This window comes from Bradyrhizobium sp., from assembly GCF_035652035.1.
Classification (GTDB): Bacteria; Pseudomonadota; Alphaproteobacteria; order Rhizobiales; family Xanthobacteraceae; genus Bradyrhizobium.
In genome coordinates this window covers 47,286-73,599 of record NZ_DASREO010000096.1, presented here as the reverse complement: position 1 = coordinate 73,599, position 26,314 = coordinate 47,286, and the positions used below count along the sequence as shown (strand labels likewise).

Below are 26,314 nucleotides of genomic sequence, written 5' to 3'. Positions count from 1 at the left end.
GGCAGGCCCGTTCGATGTTCCTGCTTCAGCGCATTTCCGTGGACTTGACCCGTGACGGTCCGTTCACCGCATCGTGCTCGCGGGGACAAGTTCGCGAAGTCGTTTTCCCGGCATCAGCGCGACCGCTCCCATTCCAGGATGGCCCGGACTTTGCCCAGCTCTGGAAAGTTGGCCGATATGGTCGGTGCGCTCTCGATAAACAGCCTGTCGCCCTCAACGCGAAAAAAGCGCACCTGATCCGTTCCCTTCCAGGCTTCGGTCCACGCCACGTCGATCTTCGTCGTGAGTTGATTGCCCTCGACGCGATAAAGGCCGGTATACGCTGTCAGGCTTAGAAAATTCGAAAGCCGGTCCTCGTCCGTGTGCGGCGGCTTGCGCCCTTCACCCGTGATGACCGTCGTAAACCGCTCGGGCGTGATGACGAGGTAGCCCGCCGGCTTTTCACCGTAGACATTGCGGCGCTCCTTTGACTCGATGCTTTCGAAGACAAAGGATTTCAGCTTCCACACCCCGACCAGCTCGGCCGGCTCGGCGTGCGCCGCGAGTGGCGGGAATCCCGCCAGGAGAAGACATGCGAAGGTGAACCAAAAGCGTCGCATCGAGAATTCCCTCCCGAAAAGATGCCGCGTCTTGGTGAGGTCCATCGACCCAGGCGGCTTCGATAGCGTCTCACTTTGACGTCGTGATTTCGAGCGCGCAATCCGCAGCTAATGCCCGCGGGTGCGATTTCGCAGGCGGCCCGAGGCAAAACGCATCCTTTCCCAGTTCGGGCAAATCGCGACACTCGCCGGATCGATGCGGGGTTCGCCGAATTGAGACAGTAACGCGGTCAGTCCTGCTACGTCCCCGTCCGTGATTGCAGGCTCGCCAGCTCGCGCGCGACTTCGGCGTCATGCGCCGCCTCGTCGGCCCGCGCGAGTGCCGGGCTCCACCGTCCGCGCATCACGAAAATGGTGGCGATAAACACCAGAACGCAAACCACGCACACCATGTACCAGATGCGCCATTCGCCCGGCGCGGCTTCGGCGGCCGCTTTGATCGCGCCCATTTGCGCCAGCAGTTCTGGTGGCGGCGTGACGTTATCGGCCTGCGCCTTCTTGAAGGCCGCGATGTAGTAGGGTGCAGCCACGAGCGTGTCCATGGACCTCACCACCAGCGGCAATGCGATGAAGCACGCGGTCACCACCAGCCGTATCAACCAGCCCCATACCGCGAGCCCGGTCGCGGTCAGCGCGGGATTGCGCGCCTCCACCGTCTCGGTGAAGCTCGCCATCCAGGCCACATAGGCAAAACCTCCGAAGATCGACTGCGCACACAGGATGACCGCCAGCGTGGTGAAGCCTGGATGCTGCCCAGCCTGGACGAGATAGAGATAGATCGTGACCGCGCTGCCGATGCCGCCGATCAACATGAACGGTTTGCGCACCCGGAAGTGGTCGGAAAGCAGGCCACCGACAATCAAGGCCGCCGCATTGGCTCCCCAGCTCCAGTTTCCCAAGGCATTCGCCTGCTCCACCGAAAACTGGAACATGGTCGCCAGGTAGATCACACCGAAGGCCACTGCCGTGTAGTAAAAGAACAATAGTAGCGACACGCCGAGGGCCGATGCGATCACGTCCAGGTGCAGCATCTGCCGCCACGGGTTGCGCAAGGAGGCCTCGATATCGAGCCCCTTCGCCTTCAGCTCGATGAGCACCCGGTCGCGCTCGCTCACCATCAGCTGGTCGCGAAGCGCCGGCGCGAGCTCGCGCAGGAACAGGAATGCCAGCACGAACAACACGAGGCAGATTGCGCCGCAAATGTAGAACTGGCTCTGCCAGGTCTGGTAGGCCGGCAGCGTCATCGTGACGATCGCGCTGACCGTCAGGCTGCCCAGCACCGGACCCAACGTCCAGAACCCCATCGCAGTCGCGCGTCCCACCTGCGGCGAGAAATCGCGGATCAGCGCAGGCGTTGCGACGAGCGCGATGCCTTCCACGAAGGAAACGACGAAGAAGGACAGCGCGAAGCCAAGCGGACTCGTGACGTTCGGGGTCCAGAACGCGGTGATCAGTGCCACCGCCAGCAGCCCGTAGACCACCAGGTTGGCGCGGCCAAATCGGTCGGCCAACCCCGCGATGAGCGACGCGAAGGCCCCGAGGAGGCCTCCCCCTGCAAGTATGTACACAAAGACAGAAAACGGCATGTGCAGCTGCGGCAGCATCAGGGTTGCTACGCCGCCGCCGACGTACAGCGCATAGTACAGGGCGATCGTGATTGCGACCACAAGCAGCAGCTGCCGCAGCCGCTGTGCACGTTCTGGATACTGCGCAAGCTGGCGATTCCAAATCGCCAATCCGCGCTGTGCCTGCGGCAATAGCGTCGTTGAAGACATTTTCAATCCTCCCCCGAATGATTGGAATTGCCGATTGTGCGCCCTGGTTGCCGGTGGCTAGGCCACCGCCATTCCGACAGGCGAAATGAATTCGCGTCGCGTTGTTGACCTCGCTCTAACCTCTGTTGAAGCGGATGGATTACAGCAGGAAAACGATAGGAGCGGAATAGGTCTCGATAGCTGGTTTGCACAGCACAATAACGAGCCGAACCATTTGGCTTTTGGGTCAATCGCTGTCGCACAGAGCAAGAAGCGGCTACTTGCGTGTTTTTCACCTGCACGCAAGGCTGCGGGTGGGTCGTTCACCCGGCATTCCCTGCGCCCTCTGATGTGAGAGGGTCTCGTTTCAAAACTCGGGCAAATTCACGCCGGAGAATGCGAAATTGCGCGTCATTACCTGCGACAAACGCGAAGCGTTTGCGCAAGGGAGCGCTGGCGACGAAGTAATCCAGCGTTTAGCCAAGTCTGGATCGCTTCGCTTGCGCTCGCGATGACGAAAAGAGGGAACGCGCTGTTTGAAATTCGAATATCGGGCGTTCCCCGGAGGCTGCGCAGCACCGTAAGCGCGTTCATGCGCGTCTTCGACGCGCTACGGTGGTGCGCTGCTGATCCGGGGCCTCATTTTGAGCGTGGGTCCCGCATCTGCGATGCGCCACTACGTGGCGCACCGGGCGCGGGACACGAGAACGTTTTACGCCCTTGTCCCCGTAAAGGGAAAACTGCCCATCGGGCCGATGCCCATTTCGCCGGAGATGCTGTCGCCGGAAACTTTTCCGGTGAATTCGAGTGTCAGCGGCATCGGATTGGTGATCGAAACCTTCCAGGACAGATCATCGCCATTGGCCTTGCCGTCGAAGATCTCGGTGGAATTGCCTTCGGCCGCCTGCGTGCCCGTGAGCGTGCCGCCCGACGTCTTCAGGCTCAGCGTTGCCTGGCGGTCGCCCATCGGCGTCGTCATGGTGATGTTCCAGTTTCCGTCCGCGGCCATGCGCTTCTCCCGCTCTCTTTCCAAAACCGTTGCGGCTCGCTGTATAGCGCATCTCTCAAGCGATGCCCAACGCCGCGACAGCGAATTTTCAGGTGCTGGCGGCGGTGGCGGCGCGAGCGCGCAGGCGGCTGACGAACAGGAGACGGAAGGCGACGTATTGGATGGCGAAGGCGACAATCTTCGCGCCGGCGGCCACAAAGGAGACGTAGATCGCCCAGAGCTTGATGTCGCCGGTCAGCGCGACTGCGATGGTGCCAATGCCGAGCGCGAACATCAGCAAGGCCCAGGAAAAGCCGGCGATCGTGACATATTCCGGGATGGTCTCGGCGACGTCCTGCGGCACGTAACGCAGCATCCAGCCGCGCTTGAGCATGATGGCCCCGATCGCAAAATGCGCGATCGAGGGTTTGGCCAGGACGAAGCGCGGGTCGTTGGTGAGAAGCGTGGCGGTGCCCAGCACGATGACGAGGCCGAGGCTCGCCCAGGTCATGAAGCCGAGCTCGCTGCCCCTGATGCGGGCGCGGATCACCTGGAGGATTGCGCCGGCGATGCCGATCCCGGTCGCGAGCGCGATATTGCCGGTTGCGAAATAGATCGCCGCAAACAGGATAGTCGACAGGAAGTCGCTACCGAGCCTGACAAATACGTCCTTCATGGCGAACTCCATCCGTCAAGCCGCACCGACCCAGTTGCCGTGAAAACCATCGGGCACGCGATGGCCGAGATGCACCAGCGCGACGGGACCGGTGGCTACGTCGGTCGCGTTGAAGACAGCAAGCTCGCTGACGTTCTCGGCCGCGCGCCACACGGTCGCGAGCAGCCAGCCGTCGCCTTCCGCGGCGTCCTTGGCTCTCTCGACGAACACGGGCTCGGAGATGCTGTCGCCGAGGGGGAGGAGATATTTCGCGAGCCGCTCGCCCTTGCCGTTGACATGCGCGATGCCGGAAAAGCCCTCGAACATCGGAAGTTGCGGATTGGCGCAGGCGTACCAGCCGTGCTGGCTGGCAAAGCCGGCGCGACGATCGTCGATGCGCGGAAACTCTCCGGTGAGGTCGTCGAGATAGGTCTGCTGGAAGCGGTCGGTGTTGCCGGCGAGGTCGAAGGTCCAGCGAGCGAGCCGCGCACGCGCCTTGTTCGGATCGGTGCGCGAGCCGTCGGGATGCGGGAACAGCGGCGCCTCCTCGAACTGCATCACGTCGGCGACGATGCGATCGCCTTCCTCCCAGGCGTTCATGACGTGGAAGACGTAGCAGCTCTCGCCGCGGAACCAGACGATGTCCTCGGGCGAGCCGCTCCGCTTCATCACGCCGACATAGGCGCCCTTGTCGGGCTCCCAGGCATAGGGCGGCCGCCCTTGCATCGCGCGCATCATGCTGCCGGTGATGGGAAGGATGGGAAACAGCAGGTGATTTTCGGTGACGATGAAGTCATGCACCATGCTGGCATAGGGCGCCTCAAACCGGTCGAAGCGCTTCACGTTGCCCTTGGCGTCGATCGATCCGACGGAGAGGCCAGGGGTGAGGGGACCGCCGGCGTTATAACCAAAGAAGAACAATTCGCCGGTGGCGGGGTCGACCTTGGGATGCGCCGTGAAGGGTCCACTGATCGCGCCGTCAAAATTGCAATAGCCGCGGGTCGCGAGCGTGCCCGGCTCGATCTCGGTCGGCAGATGCGCTTCCTCCAGCGCCAAGAGCTTGCCGCCGTGGAAGATGATGTTGGTGTTGGCGACGCCGCCGTCGGTGAGCCCAGCCGGCGCATCGGCAACCTTGCGTCCGAAGCCCGCGAACAGTGCGCGGCCGGCCTCGTGTTCGGCTTGCCATTTCGGCGTGCGCACCCAGCGATTTCGATAGCTGGCGCGGCCGTTCTCGAGATGAAACGCGTGCAGCATGCCGTCGCCGACAAACCAGTGCGCGTCGGGCGCGTCGAATTGCGGGTTCGGGCCGTTGCGATAGAGGGTGCCGTGCAGCTCGCTCGGCAATTCGCCGGTGATTTTCAGATACGACGCGTCGGATTCGAACGGGATCGGACCGCGATTGTTACGGGGCTTCTTGGTGACGGCGTCCTGCTGCATCATCGGCTCCCAGTAAATCTTTACGTTGTAAAGATGCCATTAAACCTGATCCTGCGGCCGGTCAAGCGAAATCTTTACAGTGTCAACATCAGGGCATAGAGTTGCGGCATGAAAACCAGGAGAGATTCGAGGGCCGGATCCAAGCTTGAGCCGTCGCGAAAGCCGGTCCGGCGCGCCGCGGCTGCGCGTCCTGCGCGCGCAAAAGGCGCTGCGAAGGCAAAGGCCTCAGTGGAGACCACGCCCTATCATCACGGCGCGCTTCACGACGCGCTGCTGCAGGCGGCGGAGCGGTTGCTCGAGCGCGATGGGCTCGGCGGGCTGACGCTGCGGGCGGTGGCGCGGGAGGCGGGCGTCTCGCACGCCGCGCCCACCCATCACTTCGGCGATCTCACGGGTCTTGTCAGCGAACTCGCGGCAATCGGTTTTCGGCAATTCAACCAAGCCGCAACGGCTGCCGATGCCAGTGCCAATACGGCTTTGGAAAAGGCCATGGCGCGCGCCAAGGCCTATGTCGCTTTTGCGCAAGGTCACCCCGGCATGTTCAGCCTGATGTTCCGCACCGAGCGCCTCGACATGAAGCGGCCTGCGCTGCATGAGGCGGCGAGCGCTGCCTTCGAAGGGCTGGCCGGCTCGGTCGGCGCCCAGCGGCAGGAGGCGATTGCGGCCAGGGCGCTATCGCTCGATCAGGCGGCTGCGATCGTGCGTGCGTGGTCGCTGGTGCATGGTTTTTCGATGCTGTTGCTCGACGGCAGGCTCAGCGAGATCCTCGATTGGCTGCCCAAAGGCACCGACGCCGCAACCTTGCTCGATGCGATGCTGAAGACATCGGTGACCCGGCCGTCATAATGTGCGCAAGCTGGGGAAGGTTGATGTCAAGTCCGCGAAGGGCCTGACATTTGCATGGAATCGTCCTAGAACACGCTACCCTCGCGATCCCCGCTTCAGCAGCGTTGCAGTTGTCTCACCCCATGCCTGATATTTCGTCGAAGAAACCCTATCGCATCGGCCGTTCCGCTACCGGACTTGGCCTCTTCGCCACCAAACGGATCAGGAAGGGCACCAAAATCATCCGCTATTTTGGGCCGCTGCTGGATTCGAAGAAGAAAAAAGACGATGCGATCGAGAACAAATATCTGTTCGAGCTGACCAATCGCTGGACCATCGACGGTTCGGTCCGCGAGAACATCGCCCGCTACATCAACCACGCCTGCAAGCCGAATGCAGAAAGCGACGTTCGCCCGCGCAAGCGCAAGGTTTTCATTCGCGCCATCAAGAACATCGAGCCGGGCGACGAGATCAATTACGACTACGGCACCGACTACTTCAAAGCCTATTTGAAGCCGATCGGCTGCAAATGCGCCGCTTGCGAGAAGAAGCGCAAGAAGAAGCGGGCGGAGGCGCGGGCCGAACGGTTGCGGCTGAAAGTCAAAGCCGAGCGGAAGGCCAAAAAAGAAGCTGAGAAAGCGGCGGCCGAGCGCGCCAAGGCGAAAAAGGCGAAGGAAAAGAGCAAGGCCAAAGCCGAGCTCAAGCCCGACCGCAAGCGCAAGCTCGATAGCCGGTCGAAAGCCCCGAACGTCCGCGTCAAGGCCGGCGCCGCACGAACCAAGCGCAAGGTCGCCGAGGGGGTTCGCCGTAACGGCCCAGTCTCTGCGCGTCGCAGCCGCCCGAAGTCAGCAACTCCTGCACCCGCGATGCCTCAGGCGGTAAGCGCGGTTGGCCTTGCCGAACTGTCCACGGCTGAGACATCAGCCGCTTTCACCGGTGCCAACCTCGCATTGCCGGTCGTGACGACAGACGAGGCTCAGCAGGCCTCGGGGTAAGCCGTCACGCCGCCGAGCTTGATCTGGGCCGCGTCGGGTAGGCGCATTCGGCGAGCGTCGTCGCATCGAGTTCGCGCATAAAGGCCTCGCGCGCGGCGGCGAGCCGCGCTTTCAGACGGCAGCGCGGCGTCAGCACGCAATCGCCGCCGTCTTCCCTGAAGCATTCGACGAGGGCGCTCGTCCCTTCAAGGGCGCGGACGACTTCGCCGAGCGTGATCGACTGCGGCGGCCGCGCCAGGCAAAAACCGCCGCGGACGCCACGCTGGGTCGTGATGAAGCCGGAACCGGCGAGATCGCACACCACCTTGGCGAGGTGATAGCGGGAAATGCCGAATTCGGCCGCGATCTCGCCGGTGGCGAAGATTCGCTCCGGTTCGCCGGCCAGCCGCATCAGCGCGCGCAGCGCGAAATCCGTGAACGATGTCAAACGCATGGCAGCCTCTCAAAAACTGATCTCTGAAAGCGGGGACGGGCCCTTGGCAAACCATCTTTAGCCCGATAAATATGTATTTGAAATACATATTTAGGCACGGAGTGGCCATGACGGCAGCGGAACGGCGCGAACAGGTCGTCGCCGACATTACGGCGCGGACGGGGATCACCGAGAAGATGATCGAGCACCTGGTGCGCCGCTTTTACGAGCGGGTGCGTGCCGACGAGATGCTGGCGCCGATATTCGATGCGCGGATCAAGGACTGGGAGCCGCATTTGCAGCAGATGTGCGCGTTCTGGTCGTCGGTCGCGCTGATGTCCGGCCGCTACCATGGGACGCCGATGCCAAAGCACATGCCGCTGCCGATCGATGCAGCGCATTTCGACCGCTGGCTCGCATTGTTCGCGGCGACTGCGGCGGACATCTGTCCTCCCGAGGCGGCCGCGCATTTCGTCGAGCGCGCGCAGCGGATCGCGGCGAGCCTCGAACTCGGCGTGGCCGGTGCGAACGGTGTGATGCTCGGTCTCGGTGAAAGGTTTCGGCGCAAACAGGCGGAGGTTACACCATGAATGTCCAGAGCAGGCACGTGACCGCGGAAAGTGCAGCCAATCCTTATTCCGGCAGTAGTCTGGTGCCGATGTTGGTCGCCGGCCTGGCATTGACCCTCGTCGGAATGATCGCAGCAGTGTTGCTGAGCTAAGCAATCACTGCCGCAACCATCGGCAAGACCCTGCGGTCTTATGCCGCGACGATTCCGTCGCTCTTGCGCAAGCCGATATATTGCAGTTCGGCGAGCGTGCCGGTCGCAATCGCCTGCGCAGCAATGACGGCTGCGCCGAGCAGGTTCGGCGTGATCTGGCCGCTGAACAGCAGCGCAATGCTCGCGAGCGTCCAGAGCGCATTGCCCACGACAACGATCCCGGCCAGGATTCTCTGGAAGGATTGCCGTGTGGCGAGCCAGCCGACATACGCGGTGTAGGCGATCAGGAAGACGCCGGTTTCGCGCACCAGCGCCTCGGGCAGGCTGAAGAGCGGCGCGAGCGCACCGGCGCCAAGGCTGAAAATCGCAGCGCCCGTGCCGCTGAAGACGGTGTCGGCCTGGAGCGCGCGGCGCAGGAAGAGGGACGGGGTGATCATCGTGGTCTCCTTGTTTCGGAGATGGATCGGCACGCCGGGACAACGTGTCATCTCCTTGCGACCGCAACGATGATCGGCGGGGGGCCGCAATTCCATTACGTAGAAGGTAATGGAAGGCGCGAGCCGACGTGTTATTTTCGCATCCATGAATGCACAGACAGCGACAAGTTATGCCGAGCAGTCCGCGCCTCGCCACGTCGGCGAACACTTGCGGCAATGGCGTCAGCGTCGGCGCTTGAGCCAGCTCGATCTGGCGGGAGATGCCGAGATTTCAACGCGGCACTTGAGCTTTGTGGAAACGGGCCGTGCAACGCCCTCACGCGAGATGGTGCTTAAACTCGCCGAGCGGCTCGACGTGCCTTTGCGGGAGCGCAACATGTTATTGGTCGCAGCCGGGTTTGCGCCCGCCTTTCCGCAACGCTCGATCGATGATCCGGCGTTGAAGTCGGCTCGATCGGCGATCGATCTGGTGTTGCGCGCGCATGAGCCGAACCCCGCGCTCGCCTATGACCGGCACTGGAATCTGGTCTCGGCCAACCGCATGGTGATGCCGCTCCTTGCTGGCGTTCCCGAAAAGCTTCTAACGCCGCCGGTCAATATCATGAGATTGGCTTTTCACCCCGAGGCGCTGGCGGGGCGCACGGTCAATGTCGCGGAATGGTGCGGGCATCTGCTGGAGCGATTGCACCGTCAGTGCGAACTGACCGCCGATGCGGGCCTGATCAAGCTCCATGACGAGCTGAAGCGCTATCCGATCCCGGCGCGATCGGCGCCGCTTCCGCCGGACAATGTCGCGATTCCTTTCAAACTGCGGGTGGGCGGCGATGTCCTGAGCTTCATGTCGGCGACGATGATTTTCGGCACGCCGGTCGATGTCACGTTGTCGGAACTGGCGCTGGAGACGTTCTTTCCTGCCGATGAGTTCACTGCGGAGCGCATGCGGAAACTGGCGGCTGATCTGCCATAAGCGCCTTGTTCGAAGCTTGGCCGCGGCCTATCTGTGGGGCTACCTTGAGCCAGGGAGTTTCCCATGAGCACCCCAAAGCCGCTTCGACTGGACATCGTCTCCGACGTCGTCTGTCCCTGGTGCTATATCGGCAAGCGTCGCATCGAGAATGCACTCAAGCTCGTCACGGATGTCCCCGTCGAGGTGCATTGGCGGCCGTTCTTCCTTAATCCGTGGGTGCCGCGCGAGGGCATCAGCCGCGAGGACTATCTCACCACAAAGTTCGGCTCGGTCGAGGCCTACAAGGGCATCGCCGGCCGCGTCGTCGCAGCCGCCGGCGAGGAGGGCCTGAGCTATCGCCCGGACCTCGTGAAGCGGCAGCCGAACACGATCGATTGCCATCGCCTGATTCACTGGGCGGATGCAAAGGGCAAGGCGGCCGAGATGAAGCAGCGGCTGATGGAGCTCTATTTCCGCGACGGCGGCGATCTCACCGATATCGATGTGCTGGTGCAGGCCGCGTCCGATTGCGGGCTCGATGCCGAGGAAACACGCCGGCGTCTTGCGACCGACGAAGACGTCGCGCTGATTTCGGCGCAGGCCGAGGAGGCCGCCGCCAAGGGTATTTCCGGCGTGCCAACTTACGTTTTCGCCCAGAAGTATGCGGTCTCCGGTGCCCAGCCGCCCGAGCAGCTCGCCCGCGCCATCCGCCAGGTGTCGGCGGAAATCAACGCGCAGGCGGCGGAATAGCATAAGTTAGCGCAGCGAAAATACGATGCGTCGTATTTTACGAATGGCGTGAACAGACGGGTATCACTTGTCGGCTAGACGAGAGTGCATGAGCACACTCTCGATTGCGACCTCAGGACTTTCCGCAGCGAGCCTGCGTCTCGACGTGACCGCGAGCAATCTCGCCAATGCGCTCACGACGGGTCCATTGCCTGCATCCGATGGATCGAACGCGTCAGGCAATGCGGGCAGTTCGAACAGCAGTTCGAATTTTTCGGCTTATGTGCCGCTGCAGGTCAATCAGGTCGATCAGTCGAGTGGTTCGGCGCCCGGCGGTACGGCCGCAGTCGTCTCGACGGTCTCGCCAAGCTTTGTGCCGCAATTCGACCCAACCTCTCCCTTCGCCAATCAGGATGGGCTCATCGCCGCGCCGAATGTCGATCTTGCCAGCCAGTTCATTCAGCTGCTCACGGCGAAATACGACTTCGCGGCGAATGCGAAGGTCATCCAGGCCTACGACAATACGCAAAAATCGTTGCTTGATATCACGGCATAGGCGAGCGGAAGCGAAGCCGTTCTTCGGGCGGCATAGGCGAGCGGAAGCGAAGCCGTTCTTCGGACGACTTGGCCCGGCAACGACAGGTTCCTAGCGATTTCGAAGGCGATGAACCGCGCGCCGCGCCAGTTCGCGCAAGGCCCGCCGTAGCTTCATCGCCGCATGGATCGTCGCCACGACTGGATCGTTGCGATAAAGCGGGATGATGACGTCGCCGATCCTTAAGCGCCCGCGCCAGATCGGATTGATCATCGGATGATGAGCGCTGGCGGTCGAGTCGGCCGTGACCAGCACGGCATCGGCGCAAAGATGCCGCGTCAGGTCGAGCGTGAGTTGTACGCCGGGCGAGAACTTCGCAAAGCGTTCGTCGATGCCGAGCTTGAAATAGAACGCGCGGTCCTGATGGCGAAGCACGATCGCGGCCGCAATCGGCGCATCGCCGGCATGCAGGGTCACGATCTCGCATTGGCCGGTTTCGGCAAGGCCCCGCGTGGCCTGCCGGATGAAGCTTGAATCGCCGTCGTTCTGCGCGAGCGCGGTGCCGCGCTCGCCCTTCCAGCCGCTGGCTTCGAGCTTGAGGAAAATGTCGATCGCGTCGATCACCTCTTCGACGCTGCGGGCGACCGCAAAGCGCACCGCGCCGTGCAGTTCGGCGAGCCGGTTGCGCTGACGCCGCAGCTCCTTCAGTTTTTTGGCGCTGAGCGCGTCGTGCAGCACATCGTCTGCGGAACGCCGGGCGTCGAGGCAGGCACGAAGGTGCGAATGCAGGACGATCGGTAGCAAAGCGTCCTGCCGCAGCACGTGCGCGAAAGATTTCATCACCGCGCCGCTCAGCGAGACGTCGCGCAGGATCAGCGCGTGGGCACCGGCGGCGCGGGCTTCATCCATCAGGCGCCGGATCGCCTGTTCGGGGAAGTTGCGATCGATCAGCGGCGTGCAGAGCGTGCCGTAGGGACTGGCGCTCGCCAAAGCGGGCAGCGGGATCTTGCAGGCGCGCCACAGCGAGACCACGGGCAACAAGCCGACCAGCCGCGGCGCTTCGTTTGGCTCGGCTTGAGAAGGCGCGAGCTCATTGGGTGCCGCCTCGCGCCACGCGCCGAGCGCGGAGGCACCGGTGCGGCCGCGGGCCGAGGCATTCACCGCCAGCGTCCAGGCCGGCATATAGTAACCGTTCGGTTCAATCGCGCGCTCGGCGAGCGCGTGCCATTCCGCGACCGGAACGGCGGCGAGCGGGCCAAAGCCGGCGCGCTCCGTATCGAGCGCTGAAGCGGCAGTGGCGCGCGCGCACTGATCCGCGCCATCGATGGCCGATGGGCGGGAAACGCCGGCGATGTCAGCCACTTCAGCCACGTTCCGTTTCCCCGTTAGACGTTTCTGGCCTGAAGGCGCGACGCTAGCCGAAAGTTCGGAAGATGCTCTTGGCGGGGAAATGCAATTTGATCTTTATCGTTAATCCGGCATTGACGACGCGGCGCGCGCCTGCCGCTTTGCCCCGTTTATCGTCCCGGCCGCCCCCCATTTGACCGGGTCCCGGGTTGCCGGTGCCGCGCCGGATCACGCTCTCCGGCCCCCGCGCCGATTACATTTTCGTGATCCGGGAATGTTCGCTCTTCCGGCTTGGTTCTTTGGACGGGACTTCATGTGCGTCATCATATGACGGGCTACATCTCAGCGTGATGCGCACATCAATCGGTCGGACGGCGCTCAGGACCACCATGTTCTGGGTGACGATTCATCATGGTTATGGGGATGAAATGGCAACTCAAACGCATCGCGAGCAAGTACGGCACAAGATCATTCAGAGTGCGCTGCAACTCTTCAACAAGCACGGCTTCACCGCGGCTTCCATCGACGACATCATGGCCGGCGCGGGGATGACGCGCGGCGGCTTCTACAGTTACTTCCAGAGCAAGAGCGAACTTTATGCAGAGGCGATCAGCTGCTTCGTCACCGGCAAGCAGGACGGTATCGCAAGCTCCGCCACGGCCTCGGACCGCGCGGTCATCTTGCTCCGCGATTACCTTTCACGCAGCCATTTCGAAGACCTCGAGGGAAGCTGTCCGTTGATCGGCCTTCCCAACGACGTCTCGCGCAACGATCAGTCGGTGAGGGAAGCGCAGGAAGCCGCGCTCAAGATGATGGTCCGGACGTTCGAGCAGGGCATGACGCCGAACGGTCATGCCTCGAGGCAGGTCGCGCTCGCCCTGACCTCGCTCTGTCTCGGCGGCATGGTGCTTGCGCGCGCGATCGAGGACCAATCCCTCGCCGCCGAGTTGCGCGAGGCGACGATGGCGGTCGGGATGCGGCTCGGCCACTGGACGTCATAGCTTGCGAACTTCGCAATCGAAGCTCTAGATCGGCTGATAGGCTTGGGTATCGCAACCATCTTCGGGAAGGGCGCGGCGGCGGTCGATGATGACGCCGCCGTTGATCGAGATCCGATAGGTTTCTTCGCCAAGCGATTTGCCGTTGGCCGAGGTCAACTCGGCCTTCACGCAAGCCGTCCAGCCGAGCCCGCGAAGTTCGTGACGCGCTTCCGAGACCTGCACCCTCTGCGGATTGGATTGGGCCGTGAAAACCGAATCCAGCTTCTCGCGCACCATCTTTCGCGCATCGGGCGCTGTCTCGAGCGGCGGCGGATCGGACGGCTTGGCGCGCATGAAGTCGGGCATCGGCAGCGGCGAGCGGCTGTCGGCGAGTCCACAGGCTGCAAGCGAAAGGGCGCAGGTGAGAAGCGCGAATGGTGATGCGAGGCGTCCCATCTGTCTTCTTTAACCCAGAATAAGGGACTCCGGTTTGTGTTTCATGTCAGCTCGCGCTCGCTCTCACAACATCGCGAACGCGCTCGAGACCATCGCCACGGGTTTGTTATCGGCGCTGCTCGATAACGTGATGCGGCCAAAGCTCATGGTTCGTCCGAGCCGGACGACGCGCGCATCGGCGATCACGTCGGACTGCGCAACGGGACGCATGAAATGGCTGGTCTGATCGACCGTTGTCATCGGCCGATAGCCGCGATTGGCGGCAAGCACGGCGATCACCATCGCGGTGTCGGCAAGCGCCATCAGCGCCTGGCCACAGACGATGCCGCCATGCCGGCACAGCCGATCCGAGAATGCCATGTGCAGGATTGCGCCGGGCTGCCAGTCGGCCGCTGCATTGGCGGGCGGATCGCATTCGATGCCGACAACCGACAGGCCGAGGTCTTGCACCCAGGGAGCAAAGACTTCGGCAAGGACGCGTCTTGCTTCCTCGATATCAAACGGCGCCGCAGCCGGTTCATAGGCCATCGCAGAATGCTCCTGGCGCGTTCATCTCGCCCGCCATGATCTGGTGCCGCATTTCCGTTTGAAGCGCCAGCCCCAACGGGACTTGTACAGGGGCCTGGCGGGCGTCGATGCTTGAAAACGCGAAGCCTTGGGCCATATGATGGACCGGGGCGTGGGGGAGTAGTTTTTCCAAATGTTTCGCCGACTGTCTTTGTTGCTGTGCTTGATCGCGCTTGGTCTTGCCCTTGACGGCTGCACGAAGTGCGGCCCGATCTGGAATGACTGGCTGCCATCGCCAAAATCCTGCAAATCCGACAATCTTTGATGGCTGGCCGCGACGGGTAGCATCGTCTCAACCGCTTGGCTCGGCCCGCCGTGCGATGCTATTATGGTGGCCAGAAATTATGGGGAGTTGTTCATGAGAGTTTTGCGCCTTGCGGCCGCGATCATGCTGCTGGCATCGCCGGCCGTCGCTCAGGTTCCGAAACTGAATCTGTTGCAGGACAAGCCTTCGAAGACGCAGGACGAACTGGACGCCGAGAAAGTCCAGGACAAGGCCTACAAGGATTCGCTGAAAAAAATTCCGGATCAGAAGGCGCCCTCCGATCCCTGGGGAAGCGTGCGATCGGATACGCCGGCGCCCGCGAAATCGGCATCCACGCCCAAGAAAAAGAGCGGGACCACCGCGAGCAGCGGATCCACCAACTAGAGCTCCGATTCCGACGCACTGGATTGAATTGCCGCAAGGACACTGAGGCCCGCTTCGAGCTCTGATGCGGCGGCGGGGCGTTCAGTTGTGAGAGCGTTTTCGAGCGAAGTGGAAGCCGGTTCGCGTAAAGAAAACGCGTCAAACAAGAATCTAGAGCCCAGTTTTGATTCAATCAAAACCGGATAGGCTCTAGGAGTGTTCGGCGCGCGGCCGACGCGACTGGCCGGTTGTCGGTTTCGATCCGCCGTTGTTCAAGGAATCCGCCACCAGGCAGATCCGGAAAACCGGCTGCTTGCGCTCGTCGAGCAGCTCCATTTCCCACTGCGTATCGCGGCCGAGCTTGCGGCAGATTCCGCCGACCATGTCGGCGCAGGAACTGGTCAGCTCCTGCCACGCCGCATTGTGGTCGGCGAGCTCGATGCCATGCTCCGACGCGCCCGAATAACGGCCGTTTCGAATCCGAAAGAAATAGAGCGGCATTAATACTTACCTACAGATAACCGCCCGCGGGGGCCGGGGGCCCCTCTCGGTAATGGCGTCATTTGACGCCCAATATGCCGGTGGATCAATTCCGGGAGGCTACGGGTGCGTGCGTCGCAACAACGTCTTATTCGGTCTTATTCGCTTTCGGTGATGCGAATCAGGCCGTCGCCGGTGACGAGAATACCCTTTGGAGTTTCAACGACATAGCCGAGGCTGACCAGCTTTGACAGGTGCTGCGGGGCCACGGTCGGATTGTCGGAAGCGATCGCGATTTCGATCAGCGCGGCAAATTCCTCAGGCGTGAGAAGCTTGGGAGCGTGGACAGTCATGTACTACTCGCGATCGATACAGGCGTCCCGTCCCCAAAAGCCCTTGCGACTCCCGGGGGCGGGATCGGCAATCACCATACCATTTATTTCCAAAAATTGCTGATTTTCGTCCCGGCAAATCGAACAGGTGCGGGGGCTGCGCCGCCATGGCAAGGTGGCATTGCAGGTGTCCCCTTGGTTCTGACATTCGCAGAAGTGCTCGCGGCGGAAGCATCGAATGTCAGAACCGGGACACTGGCCGAAAAAGTGCCTCAATCGCTGCATCTATGGCGGTGCGCACGCCGATGGCGCTGGCAGCGTAGGGTGGGGCCGTCGACCCAGTTCCAAACAAGCCGACGACCCCCGCCGCGCAATTAAAATTGTGGCCCTCACGGGTCAGCTCTACGCGACAGTTCAGCTAACGCCCGATCACGACTGCACGCGCTACTCAAAAAATGCCTGGCGGCGGACGGGATAAATACGGTCCCGCCTGTCGCGTCGCCGGGCGGCTCACGCCATGGTTTTCTCGAAACGCAGGCCAGAAAAGCGCAGCGCCGCCCAAGCGGAATATGATCGCTTGGCGGCGCAGGCTTGGTCACCGAGGCCCCTGAAATCCCCTCGGTCGAATGTGGGTCTAAGCAAGTCCCGCGAAGGTTCACCGTGCATTTTTGGGAGGAGGCTGCTTGCCCCCAAAAAATATCTTCGGGATCGGAGATCTAGTCCGATGGCGGAATGGTGATGACCTTCTGGCAGTGAACGCACTTGTAAAGCCGCCGTCGCGGTCTGCCGCCGATCCGGGGCAGGGACGCCACAAGCGTGAGCTTACGCCCGCAAGTGTCGCAGGTTGCCTCGCTCGGTTCGTTGTCGTCTTGCGATTCCATCGCGGCTCAATAACCGAGATGAAGCGTGCGCGCTTTCCGGACAAACACGGGTGTTGCGCTCTGCGCAAGGCCTTTGGCCTGACACGCGCATCTGTGAACCAGGACACAGACTCGTTTGCCGCCGCCGCGTAGGAATGTCCGGATGGTCCCGGGCATGTGTCCCTCAAGCAAACCGGCCAGCCATCAGCGGCTCCGTCGTCTCAACCCGGCGGGGCCGTTTTGCGTTTGACGATGAAAGAGGCCGCCGGACGAAGACAATGTTGTCCACTGTGTTGTCCACTGTGATTCACTGGCGATCGCCAATTAAGGCGCGCGCGATTCATCTATGAGAATGCGGGAACTCAGCGCCCTTGCGATGATGTCGCCGATCCCACGGATGTACGCCCCGCCGGGATCGACCCCCACGGCCTCGGCGCCCTTCCGCTGGGGCCGCTCTCGCACCCTTGATCCCCTTGGGTCCCAAGCTTCTGGGGATGAAGGGTCGGCCCCGCCGCGTTCTCAGCGTGGCGGGGCCGTTTCGTTCGCAGCGAGCCGCCGCGCGACAAGGATCGGGAGACGATGATGAAGAGGCAGGTCGAGGTCTCTTAGTCTATCTGAACATCAGCACGCCAAAGCACATGATGAAGGCGACGGTGCTGAGCACAATCGCGAACAGCGCGCGCTCTGCCTTCTTGGCAAAGTCATGTTCTGTCACGACCGGCCCTCCCCAGAGCAAAGGCCGATAGCAGTCTCGACCCGGCGGCTTGAGAACATGACATGCGTCATGTTGTTCCTAAGTTGGCTCAACTCGAGCTAAAGAAACGAGCGAACATCAGGCACGCGCCGATCATCGAGAAGTCCGAACCCGCGGCACAGTTGATGCGGACTTCACAACCGCCACGCTAGTGCGGCGAATTTGAAGTTCCCATCAGTGCCGCTGCAGGTTGGTTATAGGAACTTCAAATTCGAAGCCGCACTAGAAACGATAGGTCGCTAGAGCTCCTTTGATTCCGAAGTTCGCATCAGAGGTCGCGGCAATAGCTTGCGAACTTCGGAATCGGAGCTCTAGTCATCCCAGATCAGTTCGCCGCATTCGCATTTGAACAGGCGGACTGTTCGGCCTTTGCAGGTGTCGAGAATGATGACGAACCGCAGCGGCTCGAGCGCGCAAGCGGGGCAAGAGAAGCGGTCACTGTCGCAGGCGCTCTTGCTCGGGCGCTTCTCCGCATCGACGCGGGTCATCCCGCTCATCCCCAACGCAATACACCCCAAGCGCCCGTGGCCTTATAGGCACGGCTTCGCCTGAAAAGAACTCACCTAGGTTAAATGCGTCAGTTCCATTTGTGGCGTGCGGCCGCTTTATTCTTTTGAGACGGGAACGGTCACGATCGTTCCGCAGTGATCGCACCTGTAGATGATGAGAGGCGGACGTTCCCCGGTTTTCGGCAGGGTCGCGTAATGCGCGGTGCGGCCTCCGCACTCCGTGCAAATCGGCGCTACTCGACTGTCGTCTTTCTTTGCCATAGCCCAGCCCCCGAGGCCGCGACGGCTGATGAACCCTTCTGCCGCACGTCATCCAAGCGGCATGCCGTAATTTCCTAAATGAATCGGGAAAAAGTGGCAAATCGGCAATCCGCCGGAGGCGGCTGAGCCGGACGAAACGGCTCGTTTTGCGGTGAGCTCATATGAAAGAGACCGCGTAGCAAGGCGGTCTTTCAGCGCACGATCGTGAAGGATCTCCGTCGCCGGCGCCGTGAAATCATTTCTCTCACGCCGTAGCCAGCCGCGAAGCCCGCGCCGAAGATGACCAGGAAGACGAGCAGGACCGTGAACATGACCAGACCGGGGCCGCCATTGTGCCGTGTGCACACTGAAGCACCAGCCTTGTTAGCCTCGTTCCCTGAGCGAATTAAGACAATGCTCATCACAAACCGCTCAGGCAGAGACGGCCCGGGTTGCGATAGGGCAACACCGTGTTCCTACGGAATCCCCGAAATCCGGGGTTGGAGATAGTCTTGGCGCTGCCGGAGGAGGGATTTCATCACGGACAAATTATTTGCCGGTAGGGGGTCGCGCGAATGCGGCCCTTTTTGATTCTGCATGCTGTCCCAATTCGGACACTCAATCACCCTGCTTAGGACACTGCCGGATTCACCTGTGAGAGTGCGGGAACTTCCACTACGAGATCAATTGCTGGCGATCCCAGAACAACCCAGCCCCGTGGGATCAGGCGACCTGGCGGCCTCAGCTCTTTTGGGGGGATGCGGCCGTTAGGTTGTCTGGGAAAGTCACTCGCGCTTGTGAAAGGCGGCTGTGATGGCAGAGCGCCTTACTCGTCGTTGCCAAACCACGAGAGCGGCTGGTCCGAACGCTTGACTCGTCGCATTTGCTCGCGCGCTTTGCGGGCATGCTCGCGCGCTTCCTGGATGAGCCTTCTCGCCATTTCTTGCGCGTCTTCGGCTTGCTGGAAAAGCGGGTCTTGTTCCATGCACCCTAGAACGCCGAACAACGAACTTTGTTCTCAGGCGGCTGGTGTCCCGATTCCGAAGTTCGTAGTGGCTTGGGTTCAGAAGTCCGCATGACGAACGCGCAGTATCAATGATGCGGACGTCCGAACTGCCACACTAGTCTTCGGGGGGGGGGAGCTCTTGGGGAAACGGCTCTTGTGTCTTGCGGCCGGCAAACGAGTCCGGCTTTGGCGCTCTCAATAATTCGAGCGAACGAGCCATGGCCTCGCGGGTGTCCGCGATCTGCTGATCGATCTGTTGGTTGACAGTCAGGCGAGAATACGACGAAGCGCCGGGCATGGCACGCTCCCTGTTCGAATAGGGCGGGAGCGCAAATGGCGATCTCATCACCGATAAAAGCCACGAACGGTGATGGAGTCTAACGTGGCTTCGCGCGAGCGGTTCCCGAAAGGAAATGAGAACGCCGCGAACGGAAGCGACCGCGGATTGGCGCGGTCTCACTCCGGTTTTGGATGCCAGACTTTAGGGGATTCGATCTTCAGAACTTCGCGTGAATGTTCGAGCTGCTCCAGCGAGCGGGCGATCAATATCCGCGTTATCTCCGTCCCGACCTCAGCCTGCGCGCAGGCATGGGCGACGTAGTCGGCAAAGACTTTCAGCTCGTATGGGACCAGCATGGGGGTGATGCCTCCGCTGTCCTGTCTGCGACTAACCTAAGTTAAAAATCGAATTGCGGCACGATTGAGAACAAACCGCCCAAATTGAGGGAGGCCGCCTACCCGAGGGGGCCTCAGGCAGAAGGCTTCAGCTTCTTTTGCTTGCCGCGCTGGTGCAGGAAGTTGACGCCCATCTGGTCGCCGTTCACCCATGCAAGCTCGCAGCGTCGGTAGGCAAGCCCCGGCGACGAGAGCATAAGGAAGAACTCTTTCAGGTTCAGGCCTTGAACCGATTCCTCGATGATAAGAGTGGCTCCGGTATCGGAGATTTCCTTGAGGGTACAGGGTCGCCCCCAGGTGCCGTCGATTGCCATGATCTGGACAGCGACTGGCTTTTCGAAGGTGACGCGACGTTCGTCCTCTGCCATCGCGCTCAATGCGCTGTCTGCCGGTAAGGTCCTAATTCGACGTCGGGCGATTGCGGGCTGATGTCGGAAACGGCCAGGTTGTCGGCTATTTCTTTCAGGTCGGCGGCTCTCTGAACAAGCGACGCCGCCAGGTCAGGATCAGCGGCGCTCCGCGCCAGCTTCAATAGCAATTCAGCCTGCCTCAGCAGGCCATCCTTTGTTGCCACGTCGAAAGGCTCCCCAGCCAACGCATCACAGCTAGCTGATGACGCCGAAGTCGGTATTTCGTTCCGCGCTAACGGGCCAAAATCGAATTGGGACGCTGTATCCACAAACCAGGACACGGGGGCAGATACGGAGGCCGCCAACTGAGGCGGCCTTACTCTTAGCTGCAGCCGTAATCGCACGCAGTGGTAAAGCCGAGAGCGTTGAGCATGCGGTGGCCCGGCGTGGTGTAGCCGACAAACCAGGCCACCACGACCGCTACGACAACGCCGACGATAATATTTCGCACGTTGGAAACCCCTCCGGTTGATACCAGTATGTCTCGGCGACCGAGCATCTGGTTTGCCCGTCCAGAATCGAAATGAGGACACTTGCGAAGAGGCTGTCGTGTCACCCGCAAAGGCAGATTAGCACACTCCAACATATGTTAGAGACAGGCCCGGCTGGCCAAATCAAGATCGCTATTTGCCGGAGGAGGGATTTCAGCACGGTCCAATTATTTTAAACCGGCGGGGGACAACCGTTAGGTTGTCCCCTTTGATTTGGGGCAACGCCGGGCGCTGTGTGCTGCGAATGACAAATGAAAGAGGTGGCCTCTGGGGCTACTCCAGCTCGTATGGAAGCGGGATCAGGTCGTAATGCTTCCGACCCAGGAACGTGTCGGCAAGCTTCTCTTTCAGAATATTGGTTGTGAGCGCGGCCACCTTGTCGGCTTCGGCCTCTGCCTTCAAGTCCTCGAACCGCTGATTACTGATCCGGCAAATGCCGGGCCGAGGTAAATCACTCATGACGCAACACCCTCTGGAAGGTTGCAGCTTAGATGGAGCTCATATCGGCGACTGTTCAAACTTGGACACTGCCGACTCAAAACGAGGCGGCATGCGTCACCTAACGTGATGCAGCCTTCGCTGCCTATTGTCCCAAAGGACAATGACAGGTTGCATGTGCGGTTGTGGGTAAGTCTGCGATCCCAAAAGGGGACGACTTCGAAAATCCAAAGGGATCATTAACTTAGAATGGGGATCGAAAGGGGCCAGTACCCAACCTCACGGTACCGGCATGACATCGCCAACTGAGGCGGCCTTACTTCGGGGGCCGTAATCCCGATGAGTTGGCCCATTCGTCGATATGGGCAGCGGTGTCGGCGACACGCGCACGCTTGAGCAGAGCGTCTTGTTCCGGACCGGGTCTGAGGCGGGAAGCTTTCTCGCGGGCTGCTTTGGCGAATGAGGCGAGACGATCCTGGAGGGAAGTAGTCTGTTGGAAACGCCGACGCTGTTTCATGGCTCAATCTCGTGCTACGGGTCCTAGACCGCAGGGTTTGCACTGATCGAATCTCAATATGCCGAACTGGCGCCGTCGGTTCCTGAGCGAATAGAAAAATCGAATCAGGCCACTGTTAACTTCAAACTAGGCCACCGAGGTCGGAAGTAGGCCAGAACCCAAATACGAAAAAGAACATATTGCGAACATGGAACAAACAGTGTACAGTTGCTCCTACACCGATTCAAACATTTGTCCCGCTCGCGAATCCCGCCATAAGGAGCACCGAAATGTCCGTTACCGCCCTGCGTATCGTCGAAGGATCCTCCATGGATAAGAGTAAGGCCCTGTCCGCAGCGCTGTCCCAGATCGAGCGTCAGTTCGGCAAGGGTTCGGTGATGAAGCTGGGCAAGAACGACCGCTCGATGGACGTCGAGACGGTGTCGTCGGGCTCGCTCGGGCTCGACATTGCGCTTGGCGTCGGCGGCCTGCCGAGGGGGCGGATTGTCGAGATTTACGGGCCGGAATCCTCGGGCAAGACCACGCTGGCGCTGCACACGGTGGCGGAAGGACAGAAGAAGGGCGGCATCTGCGCCTTCATCGATGCCGAACACGCGCTCGACCCGGTCTATGCGCGCAAACTCGGGGTCAACATCGACGAGCTCCTGATCTCGCAGCCTGACACCGGCGAGCAGGCGCTGGAAATCGCCGACACGCTGGTGCGCTCCGGCGCGGTCGACGTGCTCGTGATCGACTCGGTTGCCGCGCTGGTGCCGAAGGCCGAACTCGAGGGCGAAATGGGCGATGCGCTGCCAGGCCTGCAGGCGCGCCTGATGAGCCAGGCGCTGCGCAAGCTCACCGCCTCGATCAACAAGTCCAATACCATGGTGATCTTCATCAACCAGATCCGCATGAAGATCGGCGTGATGTACGGCTCGCCGGAAACCACCACCGGCGGCAACGCGTTGAAATTCTACGCCTCCGTCCGTCTCGACATCCGCCGCATCGGCGCGATCAAAGAGCGTGACGAAGTGGTCGGCAACACGACCCGCGTCAAGGTCGTGAAGAACAAGCTGGCGCCGCCCTTCAAGCAGGTCGAATTCGACATCATGTACGGCGAGGGCGTTTCCAAGATGGGCGAGATCCTCGACCTCGGCGTCAAGGCCGGCATCGTCGAAAAATCCGGAGCCTGGTTCTCCTATGACAGCCAGCGCCTCGGCCAGGGCCGCGAAAACTCCAAGGCCTTCCTGAAGGCCAATCCCGACATCACCAGCAAGATCGAAGCCGCGATCCGCCAGAACTCCGGTCTGATTTCCGAGCAGATCCTGGCCGGCACGCCCGAGCGCGATGCCGACGGCGAGGAGCCGGCGGAGGAGTAGAATTTCCGCGGGGAATAAGCCTCGCCGATTTTTTAGGATTTTACCGCAAGGCGGGCGCAGAGAACGTTGAGTTGCCGACGTTCTCAGGCGTCCGTTTTGTTTCCTAGGCGCAAACGTAGTCCCATAAAGAATTCGTCATGCCCGGGCTTGACCCGGGCATCCACGTCTTACTTTTCGCTTGTGGTCGCTAAAGACGTGGATGGCCGGGATAAACCCGGCCATGACGGAGAGACTATTCCCAGATTGCTGCGCCGCGTCCGGGACACGGGTTTCGCATCCCGGGGCACCGGTCACGCAACGACGGTATCCTTCACTCCGCGGCTTGCGCGTAATCGGCAACCGGTGGGCAGGAGCAGACCAGATTGCGGTCGCCATAGACATTGTCGACCCGCCCGACCGGACACCAGTACTTGTCCGTGCGTGAGGTGCCAGCCGGGAAGCAGCCCTCAGCGCGGCCATAGGCGCGTTGCCACCCATCATCGGCAATGTCGTGCACCGTATGCGGGGCGTGCCGCAGCGGCGAGGCCTCGATCTTGAAGCGGCCGCTCTCGATCTCGGCGATCTCGCGGCGGATCGCAATCATGGCGTCGCAGAAGCGATCGATCTCGGCCTTGGATTCGGATTCCGTCGGCTCGATCATCAAGGTGCCCGGCACCGGAAAACTCATGGTCGGCGCATGGAAGCCATAGTCGATCAGCCGCTTTGCAATGTCGTCGACGGTGACGCCGGTCGAATTCTTCAACAGTCTGGGATCGATGATGCATTCATGCGCCACGCGGCCCCTGGCGTTGCGGTACAGCACCGGGAAATGGCTCTCCAATCTCGCGGCAATGTAATTCGCGTTGAGAACGGCCACTTCGGTCGCGCGCGTGAGACCTTCGCCGCCCATCATCAGGATATAGATGTAGGAGATGGTCAGGATCGAGGCTGAGCCGTGCGGCGCGGCCGAGACCGGGCCGACTTTGCTGTCGCCATTCATGGGATGACCCGGAAGGAAGGGTTTTAGGTGCGCCCGCACGCCGATCGGGCCCATGCCAGGGCCGCCGCCGCCGTGCGGAATGCAGAAGGTCTTGTGCAGGTTGAGATGGCTGACATCGGCGCCGTATTCGCCGGGGCGGGCGAGACCGACCTGCGCATTCAGGTTGGCGCCGTCGAGATAGACCTGTCCGCCGTGGGCATGCACGACCTCGCAGATCTCGCGAATGTGTTCCTCGAACACGCCATGTGTCGAGGGATAGGTGATCATGACAGCGGCGAGGTCCTTGCTGTGCTGTTCGGCCTTGGCGCGCAAATCGGTAACGTCGACATCGCCGCGCGCATCGCACGCCACCACAACGACCCGCATGCCAACCATCTGGGCGGACGCCGGATTGGTGCCGTGCGCAGACGAAGGGATCAGGCAGACGTTGCGGTGAGCTTCGCCCCTTGAGGCGTGATAGCCGCGGATCGCGAGCAGCCCGGCATATTCGCCCTGCGCACCGGAATTCGGTTGCAGAGAGATTGCGTCATAGCCGGTGATGTCGGCGAGCCACTTCTCGAGCCGGGCAAACAGGGCGTGATAGCCCTCCGCCTGATCGCGCGGCGCGAACGGATGCACCGAGCCGAACTCGGCCCAGGTCAGCGGCATCATCTCGGTGGTCGCGTTCAGCTTCATGGTGCAGGAGCCGAGCGGAATCATCGCGCGGTCGAGCGCGAGATCGCGATCGCTGAGTTTGCGCATGTAGCGGAGCAGCTCGGTCTCCGAGCGATGGGCGTGAAACACCGGATGGGTCAGGAAGGCGCTTTCGCGCTTCAGGGAAGCCGGCAGTGCGTCATCGGTGGTCTTGTCGATTTCGGCATAGTTGAGCCTGCCGCCGAAGGCGCGCCACACCGCCTCGACCGTCGCTTCAGTCGTCGTTTCGTCGAGCGCAATGCCGAGCAGCCCGTCACCGATCCGCAGGTTGATCTTTTCGGCGATCGCATGCGTGACGATGTTGTGCTGCCTGTCGCCGACCGCGACCGACAGCGTATCGAAGAAGGTCTCGGATAGCGGCGTGAAACCGAGCTTTCGCAAGCCGTTCGCGAGCACGGCAGCGCGGCGATGCACTGTGCGCGCAATGTGGGTCAGCCCTTCGGGGCCGTGATAGACCGCATACATGCTGGCGATAATGGCAAGCAGCACCTGCGCGGTGCAGATGTTGGAGGTCGCCTTTTCGCGGCGAATGTGCTGCTCGCGGGTTTGCAGCGCGAGCCGATACGCTGGCTGCCCGCGGGAATCGACCGACAAGCCCACGAGACGCCCGGGCAGTGAGCGTTTCAGCGCATCGCGCACCGCCATATAGGCAGCATGCGGGCCGCCATATCCCATCGGCACGCCAAAGCGCTGCGCCGAGCCGATTGCGATGTCAGCGCCGAGTTCGCCCGGTGACGCCAGCAGCGTCAGCGCCAGCAGATCCGCGGCGACGACGGCGAGCGCGCCCTTGGCGTGAAGCGCCGCGATCGCAGGACGCAGGTCACATACCCGCCCCGATGTATCCGGATATTGCAGCAAACCGCCGAAGACCTCAGCGCCATTGAGCTGGGTCAAGGGATCGCCGACGATGAGAGTTATGCCCAAAGGCTCGGCGCGGGTGCGCAGCACGGCGAGCGTCTGCGGATGCACGTCGGCGTCGACAAAGAACGATTTGCTCTTGGCTGAGGAGGCGCGCTCGGCGAGCGCCATCGCCTCCGCCGCCGCGGTTGCCTCATCGAGCAGCGAGGCATTGGCGACATCGAGGGAGGTGAGGTCGCAGATCATGGTCTGGAAGTTGAACAGGGCTTCCAGCCGGCCCTGGCTGATTTCGGGCTGGTAGGGCGTATAGGCCGTGTACCAGGCCGGGTTCTCCAGGATGTTGCGCCGAATCACCGTGGGCAGGATCGTCCCGGAATAGCCTTGCCCGATCAGCGAGGTGAAAACCTGATTTTTCACGGCGAGACCGCGCATATGGGCGAGCGCTTCCGTCTCGCTCAACGCCTTGCCGAGATCGAGCGGCGCCCGCTGCCGAATCGAGGCGGGCAGCGTCTCGGACATCAGCGCCGAGAGGCTGGAGCTGCCCACGGTCTTGAGCATTGCGGCCACGTCGTGCGGGGCAGGGCCGATATGGCGGCGCACGAAGTCAGTGGCGGGCTCGGTCAGCGGTTTGATTGGCGCGGTCATCGGAGGCCTCGTTGCTTTTTCCTCGTCATGCCCGGCCTCGTGCCGGGCATCCACGACT

General features: G+C 61.7%; 28 protein-coding genes and 1 pseudogene. 10 read left to right on the top strand and 19 right to left on the bottom strand.

The features are described 5' to 3' along the window. Positions 1–113 precede the first annotated feature (113 nt). The 5 genes from VFB05_RS26050 to VFB05_RS26030 form a co-directional block, all read right to left on the bottom strand. Positions 114–599, bottom strand: a complete 486-nt coding sequence (locus VFB05_RS26050; protein ID WP_325017762.1) for a lipocalin-like domain-containing protein — start codon at positions 597–599, stop codon at positions 114–116. 239 nt (positions 600–838) lie between these two features. Then, a complete protein-coding gene (locus VFB05_RS26045) occupies positions 839–2,374 on the bottom strand; it encodes an MFS transporter (RefSeq protein ID WP_325017760.1) in 1,536 nt (511 codons plus the stop codon). 691 nt (positions 2,375–3,065) lie between these two features. Further along, positions 3,066–3,362 (bottom strand): hypothetical protein, encoded by a 297-nt coding sequence (locus tag VFB05_RS26040; protein WP_325017758.1) that lies wholly within the window; start codon positions 3,360–3,362, stop codon positions 3,066–3,068. 88 nt (positions 3,363–3,450) lie between these two features. Next, positions 3,451–4,017 (bottom strand): inner membrane-spanning protein YciB, encoded by a 567-nt coding sequence (locus VFB05_RS26035; RefSeq protein ID WP_325017756.1) that lies wholly within the window; start codon positions 4,015–4,017, stop codon positions 3,451–3,453. A gap of 15 nt (positions 4,018–4,032) precedes the next feature. Next, on the bottom strand, positions 4,033–5,433 hold the full coding sequence (locus tag VFB05_RS26030; protein WP_325017754.1) for a carotenoid oxygenase family protein: 1,401 nt from the start codon (positions 5,431–5,433) through the stop codon (positions 4,033–4,035). Between the two features lie 108 nt (positions 5,434–5,541). Here VFB05_RS26030 and VFB05_RS26025 point away from each other — a divergent pair, with 108 nt between their 5' ends. Both VFB05_RS26025 and VFB05_RS32260 read left to right on the top strand, forming a co-directional pair. Continuing rightward, positions 5,542–6,279 (top strand): TetR/AcrR family transcriptional regulator, encoded by a 738-nt coding sequence (locus tag VFB05_RS26025; RefSeq protein WP_325017752.1) that lies wholly within the window; start codon positions 5,542–5,544, stop codon positions 6,277–6,279. 122 nt (positions 6,280–6,401) lie between these two features. Further along, a pseudogene (locus VFB05_RS32260) lies at positions 6,402–6,933 on the top strand (SET domain-containing protein); the annotation flags it as partial. 324 nt (positions 6,934–7,257) lie between these two features. Here the strand turns inward: VFB05_RS32260 and VFB05_RS26015 are convergent. Further along, complete coding sequence (locus tag VFB05_RS26015) at positions 7,258–7,686, bottom strand: Rrf2 family transcriptional regulator (RefSeq protein ID WP_325017748.1); 429 nt, start codon at positions 7,684–7,686, stop codon at positions 7,258–7,260. Between the two features lie 107 nt (positions 7,687–7,793). Here VFB05_RS26015 and VFB05_RS26010 point away from each other — a divergent pair, with 107 nt between their 5' ends. Both VFB05_RS26010 and VFB05_RS26005 read left to right on the top strand, forming a co-directional pair. Next, a complete protein-coding gene (locus VFB05_RS26010) occupies positions 7,794–8,255 on the top strand; it encodes a group III truncated hemoglobin (protein WP_325017746.1) in 462 nt (153 codons plus the stop codon). Beyond that, positions 8,252–8,386 carry a hypothetical protein gene (locus VFB05_RS26005; RefSeq protein ID WP_325017745.1) on the top strand — a complete coding sequence of 45 codons (135 nt, stop codon included), beginning with the start codon at positions 8,252–8,254 and terminating at the stop codon, positions 8,384–8,386. The genes VFB05_RS26010 and VFB05_RS26005 overlap by 4 nt, the downstream gene beginning before the upstream one ends. A gap of 38 nt (positions 8,387–8,424) precedes the next feature. On the opposite strand, the gene VFB05_RS26000 is transcribed toward VFB05_RS26005, so the two are convergent. Then, entirely contained in the window at positions 8,425–8,823 is a 399-nt protein-coding gene (locus VFB05_RS26000) for a hypothetical protein (protein ID WP_325017743.1), read from the bottom strand. A gap of 145 nt (positions 8,824–8,968) precedes the next feature. Here VFB05_RS26000 and VFB05_RS25995 point away from each other — a divergent pair, with 145 nt between their 5' ends. The 3 genes from VFB05_RS25995 to VFB05_RS25985 all read left to right on the top strand — a co-directional run bounded on the left by VFB05_RS25995 (position 8,969) and on the right by VFB05_RS25985 (position 11,054). Further along, positions 8,969–9,790, top strand: a complete 822-nt coding sequence (locus VFB05_RS25995; protein WP_325017741.1) for a helix-turn-helix transcriptional regulator — start codon at positions 8,969–8,971, stop codon at positions 9,788–9,790. Positions 9,791–9,853: 63 nt separating this feature from the next. Further along, positions 9,854–10,519 carry a DsbA family oxidoreductase gene (locus VFB05_RS25990; RefSeq protein WP_325017739.1) on the top strand — a complete coding sequence of 222 codons (666 nt, stop codon included), beginning with the start codon at positions 9,854–9,856 and terminating at the stop codon, positions 10,517–10,519. 88 nt (positions 10,520–10,607) lie between these two features. Beyond that, on the top strand, positions 10,608–11,054 hold the full coding sequence (locus VFB05_RS25985; protein ID WP_325017737.1) for a flagellar basal body rod protein FlgC: 447 nt from the start codon (positions 10,608–10,610) through the stop codon (positions 11,052–11,054). 90 nt (positions 11,055–11,144) lie between these two features. Here the strand turns inward: VFB05_RS25985 and VFB05_RS25980 are convergent, their stop codons facing one another. After that, entirely contained in the window at positions 11,145–12,404 is a 1,260-nt protein-coding gene (locus VFB05_RS25980) for a GNAT family N-acetyltransferase (protein ID WP_325017735.1), read from the bottom strand. 404 nt (positions 12,405–12,808) lie between these two features. Here VFB05_RS25980 and VFB05_RS25975 point away from each other — a divergent pair, with 404 nt between their 5' ends. Continuing rightward, positions 12,809–13,381, top strand: coding sequence for a TetR/AcrR family transcriptional regulator (locus VFB05_RS25975; RefSeq protein WP_325017733.1), 573 nt, complete (start codon positions 12,809–12,811; stop codon positions 13,379–13,381). A 24-nt stretch (positions 13,382–13,405) separates the two neighbouring features. On the opposite strand, the gene VFB05_RS25970 is transcribed toward VFB05_RS25975, so the two are convergent. Together VFB05_RS25970 and VFB05_RS25965 are read right to left on the bottom strand one after the other, a co-directional pair. After that, a complete protein-coding gene (locus VFB05_RS25970; protein WP_325017730.1) occupies positions 13,406–13,816 on the bottom strand; it encodes a hypothetical protein in 411 nt (136 codons plus the stop codon). A 63-nt stretch (positions 13,817–13,879) separates the two neighbouring features. Beyond that, positions 13,880–14,344 carry a PaaI family thioesterase gene (locus VFB05_RS25965; RefSeq protein ID WP_325017728.1) on the bottom strand — a complete coding sequence of 155 codons (465 nt, stop codon included), beginning with the start codon at positions 14,342–14,344 and terminating at the stop codon, positions 13,880–13,882. A 397-nt stretch (positions 14,345–14,741) separates the two neighbouring features. Between VFB05_RS25965 and VFB05_RS25960 the strand changes: the two genes are divergently transcribed. Then, positions 14,742–15,032, top strand: a complete 291-nt coding sequence (locus VFB05_RS25960) for a hypothetical protein (RefSeq protein WP_325017726.1) — start codon at positions 14,742–14,744, stop codon at positions 15,030–15,032. Between the two features lie 189 nt (positions 15,033–15,221). Here the strand turns inward: VFB05_RS25960 and VFB05_RS25955 are convergent, their stop codons facing one another. From VFB05_RS25955 to VFB05_RS25920, 8 genes are all read right to left on the bottom strand, one after another. After that, positions 15,222–15,512: a DUF6894 family protein gene (locus VFB05_RS25955; RefSeq protein WP_325017724.1), complete on the bottom strand. Its 291-nt coding sequence runs from the start codon at positions 15,510–15,512 to the stop codon at positions 15,222–15,224. Positions 15,513–15,649: 137 nt separating this feature from the next. After that, positions 15,650–15,844, bottom strand: a complete 195-nt coding sequence (locus VFB05_RS25950; protein ID WP_325017722.1) for a hypothetical protein — start codon at positions 15,842–15,844, stop codon at positions 15,650–15,652. A gap of 1,904 nt (positions 15,845–17,748) precedes the next feature. Further along, complete coding sequence (locus VFB05_RS25945; protein WP_325017720.1) at positions 17,749–17,925, bottom strand: hypothetical protein; 177 nt, start codon at positions 17,923–17,925, stop codon at positions 17,749–17,751. A 1,723-nt stretch (positions 17,926–19,648) separates the two neighbouring features. Then, positions 19,649–19,828 carry a hypothetical protein gene (locus VFB05_RS25940; protein ID WP_325017718.1) on the bottom strand — a complete coding sequence of 60 codons (180 nt, stop codon included), beginning with the start codon at positions 19,826–19,828 and terminating at the stop codon, positions 19,649–19,651. Positions 19,829–19,941: 113 nt separating this feature from the next. Then, complete coding sequence (locus tag VFB05_RS25935; RefSeq protein ID WP_325017716.1) at positions 19,942–20,235, bottom strand: PilZ domain-containing protein; 294 nt, start codon at positions 20,233–20,235, stop codon at positions 19,942–19,944. Between the two features lie 5 nt (positions 20,236–20,240). Continuing rightward, the gene (locus VFB05_RS25930) at positions 20,241–20,441 is read right to left on the bottom strand and encodes a hypothetical protein (protein WP_325017714.1); all 201 of its coding nucleotides are present in this window, start codon (positions 20,439–20,441) and stop codon (positions 20,241–20,243) included. Between the two features lie 158 nt (positions 20,442–20,599). Next, positions 20,600–20,728, bottom strand: coding sequence for a hypothetical protein (locus tag VFB05_RS25925; RefSeq protein WP_325017711.1), 129 nt, complete (start codon positions 20,726–20,728; stop codon positions 20,600–20,602). A gap of 313 nt (positions 20,729–21,041) precedes the next feature. Then, positions 21,042–21,227, bottom strand: a complete 186-nt coding sequence (locus tag VFB05_RS25920; RefSeq protein WP_325017709.1) for a hypothetical protein — start codon at positions 21,225–21,227, stop codon at positions 21,042–21,044. Between the two features lie 765 nt (positions 21,228–21,992). On the opposite strand from VFB05_RS25920, the gene recA reads away from it, so the two are divergent. After that, positions 21,993–23,081 carry a recombinase RecA gene (gene recA / locus VFB05_RS25915; RefSeq protein WP_325017707.1) on the top strand — a complete coding sequence of 363 codons (1,089 nt, stop codon included), beginning with the start codon at positions 21,993–21,995 and terminating at the stop codon, positions 23,079–23,081. 310 nt (positions 23,082–23,391) lie between these two features. On the opposite strand, the gene gcvP is transcribed toward recA, so the two are convergent. Further along, the gene (gene gcvP / locus VFB05_RS25910; RefSeq protein WP_325017705.1) at positions 23,392–26,256 is read right to left on the bottom strand and encodes an aminomethyl-transferring glycine dehydrogenase; all 2,865 of its coding nucleotides are present in this window, start codon (positions 26,254–26,256) and stop codon (positions 23,392–23,394) included. Positions 26,257–26,314 lie beyond the last annotated feature (58 nt).

Coding starts and splice junctions, on each gene's coding strand:
- VFB05_RS26050 (WP_325017762.1), bottom strand. CDS start 599: ATGCGACGCTTTTGGTTCACCTTCGCATGTCTTCTCCTGGCGGGATTC.
- VFB05_RS26045 (WP_325017760.1), bottom strand. CDS start 2,374: ATGTCTTCAACGACGCTATTGCCGCAGGCACAGCGCGGATTGGCGATT.
- VFB05_RS26040 (WP_325017758.1), bottom strand. CDS start 3,362: ATGGCCGCGGACGGAAACTGGAACATCACCATGACGACGCCGATGGGC.
- VFB05_RS26035 (WP_325017756.1), bottom strand. CDS start 4,017: ATGAAGGACGTATTTGTCAGGCTCGGTAGCGACTTCCTGTCGACTATC.
- VFB05_RS26030 (WP_325017754.1), bottom strand. CDS start 5,433: ATGCAGCAGGACGCCGTCACCAAGAAGCCCCGTAACAATCGCGGTCCG.
- VFB05_RS26025 (WP_325017752.1), top strand. CDS start 5,542: ATGAAAACCAGGAGAGATTCGAGGGCCGGATCCAAGCTTGAGCCGTCG.
- VFB05_RS26015 (WP_325017748.1), bottom strand. CDS start 7,686: ATGCGTTTGACATCGTTCACGGATTTCGCGCTGCGCGCGCTGATGCGG.
- VFB05_RS26010 (WP_325017746.1), top strand. CDS start 7,794: ATGACGGCAGCGGAACGGCGCGAACAGGTCGTCGCCGACATTACGGCG.
- VFB05_RS26005 (WP_325017745.1), top strand. CDS start 8,252: ATGAATGTCCAGAGCAGGCACGTGACCGCGGAAAGTGCAGCCAATCCT.
- VFB05_RS26000 (WP_325017743.1), bottom strand. CDS start 8,823: ATGATCACCCCGTCCCTCTTCCTGCGCCGCGCGCTCCAGGCCGACACC.
- VFB05_RS25995 (WP_325017741.1), top strand. CDS start 8,969: ATGAATGCACAGACAGCGACAAGTTATGCCGAGCAGTCCGCGCCTCGC.
- VFB05_RS25990 (WP_325017739.1), top strand. CDS start 9,854: ATGAGCACCCCAAAGCCGCTTCGACTGGACATCGTCTCCGACGTCGTC.
- VFB05_RS25985 (WP_325017737.1), top strand. CDS start 10,608: ATGAGCACACTCTCGATTGCGACCTCAGGACTTTCCGCAGCGAGCCTG.
- VFB05_RS25975 (WP_325017733.1), top strand. CDS start 12,809: ATGGCAACTCAAACGCATCGCGAGCAAGTACGGCACAAGATCATTCAG.
- VFB05_RS25970 (WP_325017730.1), bottom strand. CDS start 13,816: ATGGGACGCCTCGCATCACCATTCGCGCTTCTCACCTGCGCCCTTTCG.
- VFB05_RS25965 (WP_325017728.1), bottom strand. CDS start 14,344: ATGGCCTATGAACCGGCTGCGGCGCCGTTTGATATCGAGGAAGCAAGA.
- VFB05_RS25960 (WP_325017726.1), top strand. CDS start 14,742: ATGAGAGTTTTGCGCCTTGCGGCCGCGATCATGCTGCTGGCATCGCCG.
- VFB05_RS25955 (WP_325017724.1), bottom strand. CDS start 15,512: ATGCCGCTCTATTTCTTTCGGATTCGAAACGGCCGTTATTCGGGCGCG.
- VFB05_RS25950 (WP_325017722.1), bottom strand. CDS start 15,844: ATGACTGTCCACGCTCCCAAGCTTCTCACGCCTGAGGAATTTGCCGCG.
- VFB05_RS25945 (WP_325017720.1), bottom strand. CDS start 17,925: ATGACCCGCGTCGATGCGGAGAAGCGCCCGAGCAAGAGCGCCTGCGAC.
- VFB05_RS25940 (WP_325017718.1), bottom strand. CDS start 19,828: ATGCTGGTCCCATACGAGCTGAAAGTCTTTGCCGACTACGTCGCCCAT.
- VFB05_RS25935 (WP_325017716.1), bottom strand. CDS start 20,235: ATGGCAGAGGACGAACGTCGCGTCACCTTCGAAAAGCCAGTCGCTGTC.
- VFB05_RS25920 (WP_325017709.1), bottom strand. CDS start 21,227: ATGAGTGATTTACCTCGGCCCGGCATTTGCCGGATCAGTAATCAGCGG.
- recA (WP_325017707.1), top strand. CDS start 21,993: ATGTCCGTTACCGCCCTGCGTATCGTCGAAGGATCCTCCATGGATAAG.
- gcvP (WP_325017705.1), bottom strand. CDS start 26,256: ATGACCGCGCCAATCAAACCGCTGACCGAGCCCGCCACTGACTTCGTG.